Genomic DNA, 17,171 nt, shown 5'->3' with positions numbered 1-17,171 from the left:
CCCACCCATGCACAAGCGTAACCAGATAATAAACCATAAGCCAAATATTTTGCCTTGCGTTGGCGGATTGCTTTACTCCAGAAATACAAACCGATCGAACTGCCTACAACATGCAAACGGCGGCTCGTAATATTTCGATGCTCAGTTAAATAAAATCGGTAAAACTCATTGTAGTTTTTAATAGGCAAAGAGAATTCCACTGGCTGAGGTAAATTTGCTGGCGCATTCATTTTATGATCATCCTAATCTTATAAGGCTTAGCACACGTTAATGCATTTTTTGTTCAAAATAAAGTCATTGCATACCATCCTTTTCCAACTTAAAACAACTTTACAATAATTGTTAAGATCAACAGGTTATACTCATTTTATATTTATCAGTCTCATTGATCAGGAGTCGTTACATCATGGAAATAGAGTTAAAATTTCAACTTCCTGAATCTAAGAAAAAAAATGTCTTACAAACTTTAAATAAGCAAAAAGCACAGAAAATTCGTTTACAAGCTAAGTATTACGATACGGCAGACCGCCTACTTGCGAAAAATTACGTTGCGATTCGTCTACGTCAAGAAGGTGAACATTGGGTACAGACATTTAAAGCGGCGAGCAAAAATCATTTACAGCGTATCGAAGAAGATATTTTCTTGGGTAAATGCGCAGAAGAACCTGAACTCGATCTATCTCTTTATAAACATAACCAAACTGTTCAAAGTGTCCTACGTGATATTTTGGGTAATAATGCTCCAGAATTAATCTTGCAGTTTCAAACTGATGTACAAAGAAGCTTTCATGTATTTGAATTTGAAAACTCAAAAATAGAAGTCTGCTTAGATGACGGAGAAATCCGTACACCTACCGATCAAGCAAAAATCTGTGAGGTAGAATTTGAACTGAAACAAGGTTCTGCTCAAGATTTAATTCTTTTCTCTAAAACTTGGGTAGAAAAATATCAGTTATGGCTCGATGTCCGAAGTAAAGCGGAACGCGGTAATTTATTGGCTATTGGCAAAAGGGTTTCTCCAGCCACCAAAGCGAAATCGTTAAATTTAGAATCAAATGCCAGTGCCGAACAAGCAATAAAACAGATTATTGAAAATACCTTGAACCATATTCTGCCTAATGCAGCTGCAATTGCAGATGGTGTTGCCGAAGCGACTCATGTCCATCAAGCGCGTGTTGGATTACGCCGCTTGCGTTCTGCTTTGAAACATTTTTCCAATTGGTCAACACAAATTGATCCAACATGGGAAAGCCAATTGGCAGAAATTTTCCAAGCTCTAGGGCAATCTCGTGATCTTGATGCAATCAAAGACGCTGTCATTCCTTTGGTTCAACAGGTATCGCATTTTGAATTTCCGCTGATCGCCAATCAAACAAAGGACATTGCTCAACAGTTTAGCCATCCCAAAACAACGCAGTTATTTTTATCATTATTGAACTTTGTGTATAGTGAAAATGAACATAAAGCCAAACTATCTAAACAGGCAGCAAAAAGCTTATCGAAATTGTACGCCAAAATTCTAAAAGACTCAGCTCAGTTTCTGGACCTTCCTGTTGAGCAACAACATCGCACTCGTAAACGTGTTAAACAATTGCGTTACTGCATCGACTTTATTGCAGGTCTTTATCCTGAGAAAAAAGTCCAACCATTTTTAGACAAACTACAGCCTATTCAGGAATACTTAGGTTTTTATAATGATCTCTATGTTGCTGAAAATATCTTTGAGCAACAGGCAGTAAAGCAACCAGAATTTCTATTTGCATTAGGTTGGATCAAAGCGCAACAACCTCACGTACTCAAAAAAGCCAATAAAAAGCTGCAATGTTTATCAGCTAAAGATATTTTTTGGGGATAAGAGTATTATTAGCTACTAAAGAATTATAGTGCTGGCGGCATAAATGCCGCCCGTTTGGCTGTGATACAAAGATGTATCATCAGCCAAACACAGGATTTTTATTACTTTTCATCCGTGAAAAGTAAAGTATAACAGATACCAGCGGAATCAAATTACTCATAATTTTCTAAGTAATACCAACTTTAACGAAAAATGGAAATTAATTCTTGAGCAGACAAATAATATCTTCATGTTGAGATTAAATCATTTACCGATATTTCCCAAAAATTCTCCAAGTCCCATTATCTGCAATCGGATCACTATAACTATCATTACGCTGCTTACGTAGCTTATCCCGTGCATCTACTAATTTAAAATGTGGCTCAACACTCAGAATCACGCCATTCATATAAAAACGTGTTCGTGTATATTCACTTTGTCCATGCTGAAACACATAAGTTCGTAAATCAATAAATTCACGATGAGCAACCAAAGCTGCCGTGTCATCACTTCCCAACCATTCCTGCATCGCAAAAATTTGATCTGTATCAAATTGCCCACACTTCTCCACCAAAGCAGCCACACCACGAAAGGTCTTTGATTCTTTAGCTCGCGTTTTATTAATACGTATTCGATCTACATGAAAGAAAAACAAGGGCAAATTTAAATGGCTTGGTAGATGAATCGCATCCACAGCCTCATCCTCCATAAACGGCTGACACAACTGCTGTGCTCTTTCGATTAAAGGCTGCCATTGACGATAATATTCTTCAACTTCTTCTTTCAATCCATAATAAATTGGCAAACCCTCGACATGCTGCAAGTATTGTGGTGGATAAATATGTTGACGAAGTAAGGCAATATCTGTTTTTAGACTTTGAATGGCGATCGCATCTTGCATCATCTTGATCCGAATTGCTTAGGCTATTTTAGATTAAGGCAAAGGTTTAGTTTCGACAAGGCTTTGTCTATAATAATGTGTCTTATTTGTTGTTTGGAATTACCATGTCTCAAAAAATTAATGCCACTGATGTAACGGAAGAAGAAGCTTTAAATGCGGTGTTTTTTGAGCGTGCGGATGAGTTTATCAAACAAGCTAATGATTTCTGTCGCCCACCGAAAGGTCAACAAGCAAAGCCAGAAGAATTACGTGGTCAAGTTAGCGCGGCTATGTTATTTGCCACTGCCCGTTTTAATACGTGGGTTGCTGCCAATAACTTTAAAGATGGCGAAGAAATGCGTGAAGCGAAAGAACAAGTGATGTCTTATTTACTCCAACAATTCCAAATGATGTTAGAAGATAATTTTGATGAATATTGCGAACAATTTGAAAACTATCTTCGCTTCCGTAAAAACGAAGACTTTCACGCGCATAAACATGATCACTAATTCGAATATTCGGGAAGGACTATTTCATTCCTCAATAAGAAAAAGGCATTGAATATTTCAATGCCTTTTCATTTAAAATGCAGTATTAATCAAATAACATGTGTATGCAACAAAACTAAATAGCCAGATACTACCTTTAACGCGTCCAATCCGCCCTTGCCCTTTAAAGCTCAACGTGAAAAGTAACAAGCTCAATGTCAGTGTGCCCATGACAACCATATCGCGCTGTAAGACTTCTGGTGGCACTATCGTTGGATGAATTACGCCAGCAAGCCCAACCACAGCAAGTGTATTAAACATATTTGAGCCGATCACATTGCCAATCGCAATATCAAGCTCTCCTTTTCGGGCCGCTGCAATAGAAGATGCCAACTCAGGTAAGGATGTACCAACAGCAACAACGGTTAAGCCAATAATCAGCTCGCTCACACCAAAAGCTTGAGCGATTTCCACGGCTCCCCAAACCAATAGTCGCGAACTAATCACTAAGACAATCAGACCAAAAATCAACTGAAATATTGATGTTTTTAAAGGAACTTCTTTCTCTTGTAATTGGTGATCAAACTCATGACTTAATACATCACTTTGGTTTCTCATTCCTTGCCAAATCGTCCAGCCCATATATAGAACAAGCATCAACAGCATAATAATGGCATCATTTCGACTAAGCACACCATCAAAGATCTGGAAAATACAAATACCTGTCACAAGCAATAACAGAGGAAGTTCTTTACGCACGACAGCGGAATGCACCATGATCGGTTGAATTAGAACAGTAACACCAAGTATTAATGCAATATTTGCGATATTGGAGCCATAAGCATTGCCTAATGCCAGTCCTGGATTGCCATCTATCGCAGCCATCACAGAAACAACAATTTCAGGTGCAGACGTCCCGAAGCCAACAATCACCATACCAACCAATAATGGTGGCATACCAAAATGACTTGCGGTTGCTGAAGCACCATCAATAAACTTGTCTGCGCTCCAGACTAATAATACCAATCCGAGAATGACCGCGATCACAGCCCAAAGCATGATTTTTTTCCTCTATTTATAATGATCAACATCATAACAATTGATTGTACGCATAATAAAATGCAAGCAGAAAGAAACGATCTATCTACTTGCATCTAAGTAAGGTTGCTAGCTAAAGCTAACCCACTATATTCAATAAATTATTGAGAGTTCTGAGCCTGTCCATATTGATCAGCCATCACCTCAACAAAATGATCTAACTTGATGTATTTTTTAATCACTGCATCTACATCTGCTTTGGTTAATTTAGCAAGTGCTTGATCTCGAGTAGCACGATCAAGTAGCGTTTTATTACGCTCTAATTGACCAGTGAGCATCCCATGAATATTTCGTTCATCTTCCAAAGAAGTCACACGTTTTTTCATAATGTCTGCTTTTGCAGCTTCAACTTCTTGTTCAGTCACACCTTTACTCAAAAGCTCATTCAACACTTTATGTACAGATTGAGAAACTTGATCAGAACGACCAGAAGTATAGTTTGCCGTAATACTTAGCGTACCATCATTCACATCTGGATCTAAGTCTAAGCCACTACCAAAACCGTAAACTAATGCATTTTTCTCACGTAGCTCTTGCGCTAAACGAGAAGACAATTGCGAATTACCTAGAATATGGCTGAGTACGATCAATGCTGGTGCATCTTGATGATATGAACCTACAGGAAGTGCCAAAATACTTTGATAACTACCAAATTCACGCTGTTCAGAAAGCGCATGAACTTTCTGTGCTTTATAAACGGTATATTGCCCAGTTACCTTTTCATAAGGTTGTTTTGATTTCCAAGAACCAAAAGCTTTCTGCAACGTTTTTTGCATTTTCTTCGCATCAAAATCACCTGTCACAGCAATCTGAGCATGATCAGTAACAAAGAACTGATCATAGAATTGTTTTACTTGAGCTTGAGTCGAATTACTGATTTCTTTTTTCGCAAGTTCAGGTTCAAAGTGATAACGTAAATCACCCGGCTGATAAATCTCTAGAATTTTAGAGAGTGTCATTGAAGCCACTACCGCAGGTTCAGTATATGGTCGATCTAAAACAGACAAGCTTTGATTTTTTGCTAAATCAAATTCAGTTTGCGAGAATTTTGGTTGTTTAATGACATCAATAATGAAGTTTAAGAAATCCTCAAACTTATCTTTCTTCGCTTGAACAACGATCGTAAAACCATTGCCATTTGAACTGACTGACGCACCACCACTTGCAGCAATGGCTTTATCAGTAATTTCTTGCAAGGTATGTTTCTCTGAACCGCGCAGCATTAAATAACTGGTTAAATCTAAAGTAACACCTTTGCCAAACAATGATTTTTCGTTACCGAAGTCTAAGCTAATCGTCGCATAGGTTTTATCATCACGAGTCGATGTTGGGAACAAAGCGTAGCGAATCCCATTCTTTAATTCACCGCGTTTGATCTTCTGCTCATTCTTTTGCAATTCTTGTGCAGACTGGGCAACAAACTGAGCAACTTCTTGTTTATACACGCTTGGATCTTTCATTGGTTCAGGCTTTTCAGCAGTTTGATCCAAAGTTTTTGGTTTATCCTGTGTTTTCAAAGTCATCGCTTTCTTTTGATCTTCAGGCGTAGGTAATATGTCGCCTGAAATACGATGTGATGACACTAAAAACTGTTTCAATGTCTTATTCGCATCATCAAGTTTTAAATCTTGAACTGCTTGTAAATCTTTAAAATATTGATCCCATTGACCATGAGATGAAACAGCATAATCACTTAAACGAGAACCTAAAGCCACCGCATCATTCATAATTGTATCAGCAGAGTTTTGGGTGATATTTTTAATGCGTTGCAATTCAGCTTCAGTAAATGGCTGGCTATTTTCAACACCGACTTTTAAAGATTCATCGACTTTTTTAGCATCATGATTTGGTGCGTAAATTGCCCCCATAAACACAACATTAAAATCTTGATCTAACCATGTTGTCGATTGCACAGCGGTGCTTATACCCGTTTCAACCATACTCTTATACAACACTCCACTTGGTTGCATTGTATATAGTGCAGGTGCGAGTGCTAAAGTTGGTTGTAATGCTGTATTTTTTCCATTCATGTAAATATGGAATTTGGCTAAGTCACTGCCCTTTTGAACGGTAAACTGACGTTGTTCAATTTTACTTGAATCTAAGACTGGCACTTGGACTGGTGCAGGTACAGGACGAGCAGCAATCGGACTGAAATATTGGTCGATTTTGCTTAAAACTTCAGCCTTATCAAATTTTCCTGAAATCACCATCACTGCATTATTTGGTGCATACCATGTTCTATAAAACTGATTCAGCTCATTCATTTTTATAGATTTTAACTCTGGTAAATCACCAATCGGCAAACGACCTAAATATTGATTGCCATAAGCGGCTTTCCACATCTGATCTAATAAAACAGCAAAAGGTTGATCCATACGGATTTCACGTTCACGTTTTACGATTTCAATTTCAGAAGGAACGAACTTTTCTTGCAACACCAATTTATCCATACGCTCAGACTCAAGGTATAGAATTTCATTCAATGCATTTTTTTCAGGGCGAACAATATTTAAGTACTTAGTCGAATAATAATCCGTACTGGCATTGGTCATTAATGTGTATTGATCTAAACGGCGCTGGAACTCTTCACCTTTAACATTTTGTGTGCCTTTAAATGCCAAATGTTCAAGTAAATGAGCCAGACCACCTTTACCTTTTGGATCATTTAACGAACCTGTTAAATAAACGGTATTTACATAAACTTTATTTTCTTTATCGTTTGGAGCAAGAATAACTCTAAAACCATTATCTAATTTATATTCCTCAATATTCTTTTCACTTTTTACGAGCACCGTCTGAGACCAAGACGCTGCACTCAACCCGATTAAACAAAGAGAGAGAGTAAGCTGCTTAAACCGCATTAACATAGATTATCCAATTATTTTTGGTGATTTAAATAAAAATGACAGACTATAGTAGAGAATGATTCGCATCTTTAATAGTTATGTTTTGAAAAAAGCTGCTTATTTAAACAGCTTTTTTCTTTGTTTTTATATTGATTTAGTTAAAAACTTAAAGCGTAAGTTCCGCTTGCATATACAGATGTGCATAACCTGAGATTTCAATACGATCTTCAGATGCGATAACACATTCTAAAATCCCACCACGTTTAGAAGCTTGTAAAGCAATTAATCTTGTCTGATCTAATTTTTCAGCCCAAAGAGGTACAATCGCAGTGTGGATTGAACCCGTTACAGGGTCTTCATCAATCCCAATTGCTGGCGCAAAATAACGGGATACACAATCAAACTGCCCTTCTCCTCGTGCTGTAATTGCAACATCTGGCTGAGATGCCGTAATCGCTGTACGGACTTGTCCCAATAATTTGAGTTTTTCCAAGTCAGGTCGCTCGTCCAATACATCTTGCACTGTTTCATACTCAACAATATAAGCTTGAGCATTTCGATAAACTGCTTTAAACGGCTTGGTTAATCCATCACGTAACGCTTGTGGATACTCAGAAACTAATTCAGCTTTACGAATCGGAAAGTTCATTTTTATTTTGCCATCTGCATCTTGGCTAACAATAAAAATCCCCAATTCACGTACATGGAATTGAATTGTTTTCGCCGTGGTAAAATCCTTAAAAAGAACAAAAGCACTGGCTAAAGTGGCATGACCGCAGAATGCAACTTCATCCGTTGGAGAGAACCAACGAATCTCATAGTTGCTCTCATCAAGCGTTTTCACAAAAGCCGTTTCTGATAGATTGTTTTCCATGGCAATATTTTGCATCAGCTGTTCATCTAACCATTCATCCATCACAAAAACTGCCGCTGGATTTCCTTTGAATAATTCTTTTGTAAAAGCATCAACTTGATACATTTTCATGTCACAGCACCTTCTCTAATTTTCAGTTATTTTGAACGTTTGGTAGATAAATCATAGATACAGTTTTTTCTAAATTTTCGATACACCTACTTTTTTAAATACTTGGTCTCTCGAATGTTCAAAAAATCTTCTAAATTCAGGCATCGCTTGCTATCAGATCAACTCAAAAGTCCAATGATTTAGCATAAATAAAAATAAGCAATACAGTTATTCACACATAAAAATAGGCAGCTCTTTATGGTGTTATGCAGATTAAATCTGTGAGAAATAAAGTGCCTATTCCAGTAAATGCTATCGTATTTGATGACTTTGAGACGCTCGATATTATGGGGCCTGTTGAACTCTTTGGCTTACTGCAAACCCATTATCAAGTGCAATTCTATAGTCTACATGGCGGATTAATTTCCAATAAACATGGGGTCACAGTTCAAACTCAAGCTTTTCAGGCAATGGAAATCAATAGCCAAAGTATTTTAGTTGTACCAGGGGGTATCGTCACTTTTGAACTGCTTAAAAATCAAGCATTCCTAGATGAGCTAAAAACTTTAGCTTCACAAAGTGGCTCTGTGCTGAGTATTTGTACGGGTAGCTCACTGCTTGCTGCGACAGGTATTCTTGATGGAATCAAAGCCACTTCGAATAAAATGGCCTTTGAACTCGTCAAAAAGTTAAATGACAAAGTGTTATGGCAAGCACAAGCACGTTGGGTAGTTGATGGAAAATTTTATACATCTTCAGGTGTGAGTGCGGGAATGGATATGACCCTTGCATTTATCCACGAGACTCAAGGTGAAAAAGTTGCGCAGTTATGTGCAGAAGAAGCTGAATATATTTGGAATAATGATCCAAATGTAGATACTTTTTCTAAACTAACAACCACTGAAATAGTAGGCTAAAAATTACGACAGGAATTCTTAACTGAAAATAAAAACAGAGCGGATCATAGCGCTCTGTTTTCTCGACTGAATAGAAATCAATCTTCCATATGTTGAATGACTATATTTTTATTATTATAGTTATAAATCAATAACTTATTGTATTTCATATTTTCTGTTTAAAATTTTATGTACACATGCATGTACAACACATTTAAAAACAGTAATATTTACATCAAATCTCGATAGGTAGATTATAGAAACTATCCAACTAATGAACAAGAATAAAAATGCGCTACTTCTACATAAAGAAAGGAAATCTCTATCTACATATTCAAACAACGACACATGAAGAATATCAAGACTATTCAGATATTGATGCGATTGTAACTCAGCAGTATGTATTTTTAGATGACAAAGACAATGCGATAAAGTTTTTGGAGAAAAGAGAAGCTGATAGATTTTTGGTGACGCGAGGAAGGAAGTTAAAAGGTGTGGAAATTAAGAGAGAGTGATGCTTGCTAATGTTGAACACACTGCAAGCAAACACTAATAGAGTTTTAATTGAGAGCTTTCACCAGTGCCGCATGTTTTGAATCACATTCATTGTACTTGGCTACAGTATCGACAGCCCATAATAAAACATCTTTACCTGTGCCCGATTCGATCTGGTTCAAAGTCGGACATGGTTGAATTAGATTCGCGGGCACTGTCGTTTTTAATAAGACTGTTGATTTCTGACAGCCCAGAAGCGTCAAAGCAATCACGCTGATAAATAGGACGCTCAACGATCTTTTGCACTGTACGCGTAACGGTTTCGACTTTTGCGCGTTGTTCTGCTTTGATTTGTTCATAATCAGCACTCGCTTTGTTTGCTTTATTCTGAGCTTCAGCAAGTGCCTTAACTTGTTTATGCTCGATTTCTTTGATCTGTGCCACGCACTTTTGATCTGCTGCTTTTAGCTTTCCAACCAAGTGATATGTGTACGCAATCTGCACTAGATACAACAATGACAAAACGATGATCAGAGACCATCGCTTGTTTAATAAAATCCAAGTCATTACTATTCCTCAATCATTGGTAAATCGACTGTTTGACCAGCTAAGTCATGATGACAATCTGATAAGAATTGAATCTGGCCATTTCGTATAAATGAATGACAGCGTTTATCAGGCTGACTGCCGTTGACCATTAAAGATGGAGAAAATGTTGGTTTTTCAACATTTCCGTCAAACTGCCAACATTGAGGACGCGATGGATCAACATTCAACATATGCAGTTGCTTACAACCTGGGCATTGAATTAAGTAGAACCCATTACTTGAATGTGTCAAAACCTTGCTGACTTTTGTCCAAATTTCCATTTAATTCACTCCCACACACTTCTTATGACGCTCAAGTTGTCGAGTCCAAACGCCATAACAGTTGTTTTTTCTAATGCTGCAATCTCGTTTTGCAACGTACTTGTACTTGAGCAATGAATCACAAGCTGCTCTGTACTTTCCCGCTTTTAAATTGCGAAGCATTGATGATTTTGCGAATGTAGTTGCTCCATATTGATAAGAAAAATCTAAATACAGATCGTATTCAGCTTGTGATAACTTCACGCCCTGCAACGACTGACGAAAAACCTGTTCATCTTTGGCGATATGCGCTTGTGCGATTTGCACCGCTCTTTTTTGATTAATTGGCTTGTCTGTCATTTTGACTTTAGCGCCATTCTCGTATTGAGTTGAGCCGATGCCAATTGTGGCCACACCTCCAGTGTCTTTATAAGGCTTTGAGGAATAGCCTTCATATCCAATTAAAGACGTAAAAAAAGCAGCCGAAGCTGCTAGAAGGACTACTGAAATCTTAGTTTTGTTTGACATCACACTCACCTTTTAGATTTTGAACACGTAGCTTGTGTTCAGCTTTCTTCATTTCATGTTCAATTTTTTCACGCCGATTTTTTTGTACTGCAAAGTAAAGTTGAATCATTAAACCGATCGCTGCGATGATTAAACCACCCCACGCTATGACATCAATTTTCGTAGCGAACCCCACAAATGAAGAAACACCACTTGTTGCTGTGACTTTTTGACTTATTGCTACCGCACTCGCTTCTACAGCAGAGTTTTCCGACATTTTCATTTCTCCAGATAATAAAAAACCGCCTGTAAAGGCGGTAGTTTTTGGTTGTCCAATCCATCATCGGACTAATAGTTAAACTTCGATTTGATATACAACGCCCGTGGGCGCACTTCGCTTTATTTCATTACCACTGATATAAACCTTTGCCCCCATGTTAAAGACTGTTGCACTGGTGCAAAGCACAAGCCCTGTACCATCAGCCACCAATACTTTGTAATTTGGATGATCTGCATTTTGAACTGTGCCTATAAATTCGGGCGTTTTAGGTAACATCTCAAAGAAGCGATTATAGATATTACTCACGATTCACCCTCTCAATCTTAACGGTCTGATTCACAAGCTTATGAGTGAATGAACCGCTGACGCCATCGACAATACCCCACCAATCACCATTAAATGCGACCAATTCACCTGGTAAACACAAACCGATTTGCTGAGTAATTGGCATCAATAAGCTATGTGTCTCAACCATGCCAGCTTTGGCTAGAACTTCACGACCTTTGCTATGCATCACTGTAGTTGATGTCAGCAATGGACTATTGATCGATTCTTGAAGCACATCACCCGAAGTTCCAATTCGCTTTACTTGACCTGTGTCACCTGTACGGTCGTTAGTAAGAAATACCCCGTTATAATCGGGATATGGCTGATAATCAGTCGATTGATCTGTGACAATATTTTCTGGAATTACCCGGTCATAATCATCAATCGCAATTGAATCCCACCAGGTCTTTTTATAACGCGGCTTGATTGTCAATGTATTGCTATTTGGCTCACTGTAAATAAAGCCTCCAGCAGCTTCTACAATTAATTTAATCGCGGCTATCGGTGTCAGATTCGAATAGCTCAAGCTTTCAGGTGGTAAGATCCAACCTAGCGCATCAATCAGATCCCAATTCAACACAATATCACTGTTCACTCTATCAAGCTCAGCTTGAACCAGTTGCACCGACGTTCTTTCACTCTCTTGAGTGAAAGATCTTGTCGGTGAATATGGCGCATCAAGTAATGCAGTAGGACTACGACCTGAGAGCTTGTAAACATCTTTGCCGAACTGTCTTGAGCGGCTGATATTTTCAAGAAGCATTCGATGTTCATTACCATTGATCATGATTTTTAAGATCACTGGTTTTCCATTGATCGGCTCAGTTTTAGATTTTTCATAAAATGGTATCGAAAGATTATAAGACCAACTCCAACTGCTTCGATCTGTACTGTAATCACCACTATAAATTTGAATCTCTTGTCCGTTGTCTAAACGAGTTACTTTGATTTCATTCACGATATACCACCAATCAACAGGTACTGAGCTAGGTAAGCATTCATCAGCACCAAAATTTAAAATGACGTTGTGAGAATCAATGTCATGACATAAACAAATAAAATTAAGATCAGGTGATCCAACATATTCAGGCTTTGGCTGCGGATCGATTGGATCTACTTTAGATTTGCGGTAATAAACTGCCCTTGCCACTTCCCACGGAATAGAATTAGTAGTAACCAGCTCTAATCCTTTGTCGTGGATGAATGTAAATCGCTTTTCAAAAACTTCTGCGACTTCATGACTAAACGTAATTTTCTTACGCTTTCTAATCATTTCATCCCAACTGGTTTGACGATGAATCAATAACTTTTCAGATTCTTCAAATATCAGCGTTCTAGCAATAAAGCGCTTGTCATTCTCTTGCCAAACCAAGTTTAAATCACTGGACAATCCTGTTGTTTCTTCAAATACAGAACGGACTGCGCGCTGTAGCTGTTGAGTTTTATCAAAACTTGTCATCACAGCATTGGATAGACTTAAACCACGCTCAAAAATAAAGGCGCTGTTCTGCGCCTTAAATCTTGCTTTGCCATATCTCAGATGTTGTTCAAGTAATGCATGTGCAGCCTTTTGATAACTAAAAACACTTAAATGATTAAGTCCTAAAATGAAATTAATATCAAATACAGCAGCAACTTCAAAGCTGAAATTAGTATCTAAAACCGTGTCAATCGTGCATAGGTTTTCTGCAAATTCCGCAACAATCTCAAAGCTGAAACTGGTATTTAATACAGTATCAATCTGCCCGATGACATTGATATTTTCTTCAAATACTGCTTCAACTTCAAAGATAAACTCGGTATCAAGCACCGTGTCGATGACTGCACTATTTACAACACTGTCAACATAAACTGCGGTGACTTCAAAACCAAAACTGGTATCTAAAACCGTATCAATAGTTGCAGATACATCATCCCCAAAATTGAGATTGGTCGAGCCATCGGCTAGATGCTCAAAATTCAGAATGATGTTGTGGCTGTCGGTATTATCAGGCTTAAAGTTTAGGTTTAGGTTGTGAGCATCAACGGTGCCGAGCTTATTTTTAAAATCCACATGAGCACCCTTTCAAAGTTAAGGTCTGAGTTTTATTGAAGTGACTGACAATGTACCACCCAAAGCCAAATTGGTATTGGCAAGCGTAATATCAGTACCCACTGTCAGATCAGCAGCGACTTCACCAGCACCGTTATAAACACGCGCCCATGCTGCCGTGCCAGACTTAACAACTGAACCTGTATTGGTCGGATGCAACTCAACATAAACTGGCGTGACTTCTTTAACGCATGGCTCAGGAAATGTGAGTGTCACTAAAGCATTGTTTGAATCGGCTGAAACTGATGTATCTACAGGCTGCACACCCTCATAAAAAATAACGGTAGCACTTTGGCTACCGCTATCCATAAAACTTGCAAAGGCTTGAATCATGGCAAACCGAGCATTGACTGAAGTTTTACTCATTTTGGCACCACGTTATCTTGAATGACTGCATTAAGGTCTTTGGTTGTTCTTGTAGCTATAACAATGTGTGGCTTTGCAGTAAGCCACTCAAATTTATAATCCCCATTTCTATCGGACATGGTTTTCTGAACCACATTCAAACTAATAGAATCAATTAACAGAATTGGTGTGGGAGTTGTTAGCGCAGCACCTAACATTTTTACGCTACCTAAAATTTTAAGGTTTTTTGTTGGATTGTATTCTGCTGAACTCCTGCCCACAAATCTACGCTTAATGCGATCATTAACTATAATCATAACCCCTCCGCAACTTGCAAAAGCATCTGACCGTCCCGACGTTCTCCAAACTCAACATTTAAGGCCAGAAAAACTTTATCTTCATCAGCAAAGAAACTAAAATTTGCAATCGGTTTGAGTTGATACAACCATCGAATAAACGGTAATTTCCCTCTAAATACACCATCCGCAAAAAGATCGACTTCTGTATAAATCACTTCTGATAGATTTGTAACGGTGTCTGTAATATTTTGGCTGCCTGTCTGTGTTAGCCGCTGCGCGGAGGCACTCCCCATGCTATGCAAAGAATCCCCATTAAGTTTTCGTGATAGCGCAATTGTGTTGAGTGTTGAACCTTGCACTAATCCTTGCGACCAACCTTTTGCTTCAGGTGAGTAGGATGCTGTGCTATTCCATAACACGCCAGCCAAATAGTCATTAAACAGGTCGCCCGAATAATAGGTTTGATACTTTCCGTACCCGTTCACAATGTAGTTTATAGATGTTAAGCCAGGATTTACCGCAATAACAAAACTTTCACTTGTTCCAATTAGAATCCAAGACCTAGCGCCTACCGATGGGGTATTTGCTTCACTCGCATTTGGCTCAGCAACGTGTCGCGCTCCAGATTCTCCATGTGCGTAATACCACTTCATCCAACCATTCATTGTGGATGAATTTGTTGTTGTGCCTGTTGCTACCCAATTTTTATTGGGTGCTGCGCCATCGAAAGGAGATTGCACACCAAGCATTGTGTCAATATCAGCCATTTCTTCAACTATGCCCACTTTTGCAAATTTCGCATAGTTCGCATTCCAGAGGGGGTCGCGCTCATCAATGACTCGCAAATACGGGCGACTTGGCAAAAACTCATTGGTTTGGCGATAGACTGCCTTTCCGCCACCATTTGCGTTTACACTGCTGAATGGTTTTTCCCAGCCGAGTGGCGGCAATGATGCACTAATGGTACCTGTTGCTGTACTTACACTTGGCGCTGCTGCAAGCTGAAATGTAATGCTATTGGCATTCGGCACAGTCAAAATACGATGTTCGCCGTTATATTCGGTTTGTGTCGCGCCTGCAATTTTAATCACTTGGTACTGCATAAAGTTGTGAGCAGAGCCAAAAGTGGCTGTGACTGTGGTTCCGCTTGCTGTCAGTGTTGAAACCGTTTGCGAACCAAAACCATTCACTAAACATGCATCAAGCACATTAATCATTGAGCCATAAGCATTCTGTAATTGCGGTGCATTGGTGTTGCTATGCACATAAAATTTAATATCTGTACTTGCGACCATTTTTTTACTCAATAAAAAAGGCTGCACATGCAGCCCATTAGGTTAATTGTTTAAATATCCCGATCAATATCGCCACGATACATGATCTGGAAATTGTCACTTAGGACCGTTGGTTCTGATTGCTTCACAGTACGAATACACCAAATTGGATACATTGCAGCAATGGAATTGAATCGCAAGACATTACCTGATGCCCAGCCTGCACCCCAGCCCTCTTTTTTAACTTGAAAGTACGGCTCACTGGTGACTGGATTAATCGGCATACAGTCAGCATTGACATTACCTGTGCCAATCTGACCAGACACTTCACCAATAATTCTAAAGTTTGTCGTGTCAGTAAAAACGATTGCCCAACGTTCCTGAATCGCTCCTTTGTTCGTCACAGCAATTGGATACAAAGCATCGTTGTAGTTTGCTGACATCGGCGCACCTGTTGCTGTGTCAGCCCAAGCGTTATTCCACGTGCTTTGTGCAAATTTGCTTGTGTAGCGACTAAACATATCACCAACCACCAACGCTGAACCCACAATCGAGTTATCGGCATCATAGTTGTGTGTAACAGGCTTAGTTAATGTGATTTGACCATTAATCTGTACATCATTGATGAGACCCATGTCTTGATAACGATATGCTGCCGAAACAGGTGCAACAAGACTATTCAAAGCAAAGTCACCACTTAACGTCACTTTCCCATAATCATAATCTACGGTGTACATGTCATAAGGCACTTTAACACCGTTAGCATCTTCAAGCTCACACCAGGATATACGCTGATCATCTAAATCATAGGTTTGCCCTGCTACGTGGCTTGGCAACTCTTGAAGCTTGGATGAAGCAATCACGCCAATATCGCCAACACGGAAAATCGGTACACGGCCATCAGGTGGCAGACGTGTCGCACTCAGTCCAAGGATTTCAGAATCAAGTGGAATGTAGGTATAAGCCACGGCGTTATATCTAACACTCGTTGGATCTATCCAGTAAGGTATATTGATGAATGTTTGCGTTGATTCAACATATTCTAGTTCTGGCAAATACCAATCTTGCGCTTCGATTTCATCACGATTTTCAGTTGTGATTTCAGTCTTGGTGTAGAAGTAGATGTCAACAAAACCTGTTTCAAAGTTGACTAAGCCATGCGCTTGAGCTGTTTCAATCACTCCAGCTTCATTTGCGGTTAATGTCAGCTGTCCCCCTGCCATTGCTGCAGCAACTACAGTTAAAGAACCAGGGCGAATGGGAATAGTCGGTGTCCGAAAACTGACATGCTGCACGGGCAACATATCTGTTGTCGTGGTTAATGACTGCAATACAAGATTGTTATCAACATTCGGTGTCCAACTATCAACATCAATCACGCCAGTACCATATTGAATCGTACCGCTTTGTGTGCCACTTCCTGTGGCTGGATCAATATTTCGATAGATCAATCCATTGCGGTCAATGAATGTATCCGAACCCACTTTAAAACAGACCGAGCCTGAAAGGATCTGCTCATCAAAGCCTTGGGTTAAATCAAAATTGAGCTTTGATGCGGTGACTTGTTTTGTATCTGTATTTACCCCTGATGTATCACGATACTTCACCTGTACGTCGACATTTGAGAATACCTTGTATGGCACCTGAACGGCTTCTACACGGTTTGCCTGAGGTAATGAAAATGCTTCACTCATA

At 39.0% G+C, this 17,171-nt stretch carries 19 protein-coding genes; 4 read left to right on the top strand and 15 right to left on the bottom strand.

Features of this window, described 5'->3' with window-relative positions; all coding sequences use genetic code 11:
* The coding region (locus tag B4237_RS01600; protein WP_286940983.1) for a DUF962 domain-containing protein at positions 1-230 on the bottom strand (230 nt) is incomplete at its 3' end.
* Between the two features lie 176 nt (positions 231-406).
* On the opposite strand from B4237_RS01600, the gene B4237_RS01595 reads away from it, so the two are divergent.
* Positions 407-1,855: a CYTH and CHAD domain-containing protein gene (locus B4237_RS01595; RefSeq protein WP_019383956.1), complete on the top strand. Its 1,449-nt coding sequence runs from the start codon at positions 407-409 to the stop codon at positions 1,853-1,855.
* Between the two features lie 247 nt (positions 1,856-2,102).
* On the opposite strand, the gene B4237_RS01590 is transcribed toward B4237_RS01595, so the two are convergent.
* Positions 2,103-2,735, bottom strand: coding sequence for a hypothetical protein (locus B4237_RS01590; protein WP_026094049.1), 633 nt, complete (start codon positions 2,733-2,735; stop codon positions 2,103-2,105).
* 104 nt (positions 2,736-2,839) lie between these two features.
* Between B4237_RS01590 and B4237_RS01585 the strand changes: the two genes are divergently transcribed.
* Entirely contained in the window at positions 2,840-3,223 is a 384-nt protein-coding gene (locus tag B4237_RS01585) for a DUF3144 domain-containing protein (RefSeq protein WP_004878403.1), read from the top strand.
* A gap of 72 nt (positions 3,224-3,295) precedes the next feature.
* On the opposite strand, the gene B4237_RS01580 is transcribed toward B4237_RS01585, so the two are convergent.
* The 3 genes from B4237_RS01580 to B4237_RS01570 all read right to left on the bottom strand — a co-directional run bounded on the left by B4237_RS01580 (position 3,296) and on the right by B4237_RS01570 (position 8,134).
* Positions 3,296-4,261, bottom strand: a complete 966-nt coding sequence (locus B4237_RS01580) for a calcium/sodium antiporter (protein ID WP_278397491.1) — start codon at positions 4,259-4,261, stop codon at positions 3,296-3,298.
* Between the two features lie 140 nt (positions 4,262-4,401).
* Positions 4,402-7,170, bottom strand: coding sequence for a M16 family metallopeptidase (locus B4237_RS01575; RefSeq protein WP_278595511.1), 2,769 nt, complete (start codon positions 7,168-7,170; stop codon positions 4,402-4,404).
* A gap of 145 nt (positions 7,171-7,315) precedes the next feature.
* Positions 7,316-8,134, bottom strand: a complete 819-nt coding sequence (locus B4237_RS01570) for a PhzF family phenazine biosynthesis protein (RefSeq protein ID WP_007481672.1) — start codon at positions 8,132-8,134, stop codon at positions 7,316-7,318.
* Between the two features lie 245 nt (positions 8,135-8,379).
* Here B4237_RS01570 and B4237_RS01565 point away from each other — a divergent pair, with 245 nt between their 5' ends.
* Both B4237_RS01565 and B4237_RS01560 read left to right on the top strand, forming a co-directional pair.
* On the top strand, positions 8,380-9,030 hold the full coding sequence (locus B4237_RS01565; RefSeq protein ID WP_374974067.1) for a DJ-1/PfpI family protein: 651 nt from the start codon (positions 8,380-8,382) through the stop codon (positions 9,028-9,030).
* A gap of 269 nt (positions 9,031-9,299) precedes the next feature.
* Positions 9,300-9,524: a hypothetical protein gene (locus B4237_RS01560; RefSeq protein ID WP_278596362.1), complete on the top strand. Its 225-nt coding sequence runs from the start codon at positions 9,300-9,302 to the stop codon at positions 9,522-9,524.
* A gap of 133 nt (positions 9,525-9,657) precedes the next feature.
* Here the strand turns inward: B4237_RS01560 and B4237_RS01555 are convergent, their stop codons facing one another.
* The 10 genes from B4237_RS01555 to B4237_RS01510 form a co-directional block, all read right to left on the bottom strand.
* Positions 9,658-10,071, bottom strand: coding sequence for a hypothetical protein (locus tag B4237_RS01555; RefSeq protein WP_286940976.1), 414 nt, complete (start codon positions 10,069-10,071; stop codon positions 9,658-9,660).
* 2 nt (positions 10,072-10,073) lie between these two features.
* Positions 10,074-10,373, bottom strand: a complete 300-nt coding sequence (locus B4237_RS01550; RefSeq protein ID WP_286940975.1) for a DUF6527 family protein — start codon at positions 10,371-10,373, stop codon at positions 10,074-10,076.
* Positions 10,374-10,880, bottom strand: coding sequence for a lysozyme (locus B4237_RS01545; protein WP_286940972.1), 507 nt, complete (start codon positions 10,878-10,880; stop codon positions 10,374-10,376).
* Positions 10,864-11,136 carry a holin gene (locus tag B4237_RS01540; RefSeq protein WP_061525465.1) on the bottom strand — a complete coding sequence of 91 codons (273 nt, stop codon included), beginning with the start codon at positions 11,134-11,136 and terminating at the stop codon, positions 10,864-10,866. The genes B4237_RS01545 and B4237_RS01540 overlap by 17 nt, the downstream gene beginning before the upstream one ends.
* Before the next feature lie 78 nt (positions 11,137-11,214).
* A complete protein-coding gene (locus tag B4237_RS01535) occupies positions 11,215-11,445 on the bottom strand; it encodes a hypothetical protein (RefSeq protein WP_286940969.1) in 231 nt (76 codons plus the stop codon).
* Entirely contained in the window at positions 11,438-13,519 is a 2,082-nt protein-coding gene (locus B4237_RS01530; RefSeq protein WP_286940967.1) for a hypothetical protein, read from the bottom strand. Before B4237_RS01530 ends, B4237_RS01535 begins: the two co-directional genes overlap by 8 nt.
* 18 nt (positions 13,520-13,537) lie before the next feature.
* Positions 13,538-13,924: a hypothetical protein gene (locus B4237_RS01525; protein ID WP_286940964.1), complete on the bottom strand. Its 387-nt coding sequence runs from the start codon at positions 13,922-13,924 to the stop codon at positions 13,538-13,540.
* Entirely contained in the window at positions 13,921-14,220 is a 300-nt protein-coding gene (locus B4237_RS01520; protein ID WP_286940961.1) for a carboxypeptidase regulatory-like domain-containing protein, read from the bottom strand. Before B4237_RS01520 ends, B4237_RS01525 begins: the two co-directional genes overlap by 4 nt.
* The gene (locus B4237_RS01515; RefSeq protein ID WP_286940959.1) at positions 14,217-15,497 is read right to left on the bottom strand and encodes a hypothetical protein; all 1,281 of its coding nucleotides are present in this window, start codon (positions 15,495-15,497) and stop codon (positions 14,217-14,219) included. The genes B4237_RS01520 and B4237_RS01515 overlap by 4 nt, the downstream gene beginning before the upstream one ends.
* A 50-nt stretch (positions 15,498-15,547) precedes the next feature.
* Positions 15,548-17,170, bottom strand: a complete 1,623-nt coding sequence (locus B4237_RS01510) for a hypothetical protein (RefSeq protein ID WP_286940957.1) — start codon at positions 17,168-17,170, stop codon at positions 15,548-15,550.
* Position 17,171 lies beyond the last annotated feature (1 nt).

The organism is Acinetobacter sp. UBA6526, from assembly GCF_002434875.1.
Classification (GTDB): Bacteria; Pseudomonadota; Gammaproteobacteria; order Pseudomonadales; family Moraxellaceae; genus Acinetobacter; species Acinetobacter venetianus.
The sequence above is the reverse complement of the archived record's forward strand: the minus strand, read 5'-3'. Positions and strand labels throughout refer to the sequence as shown.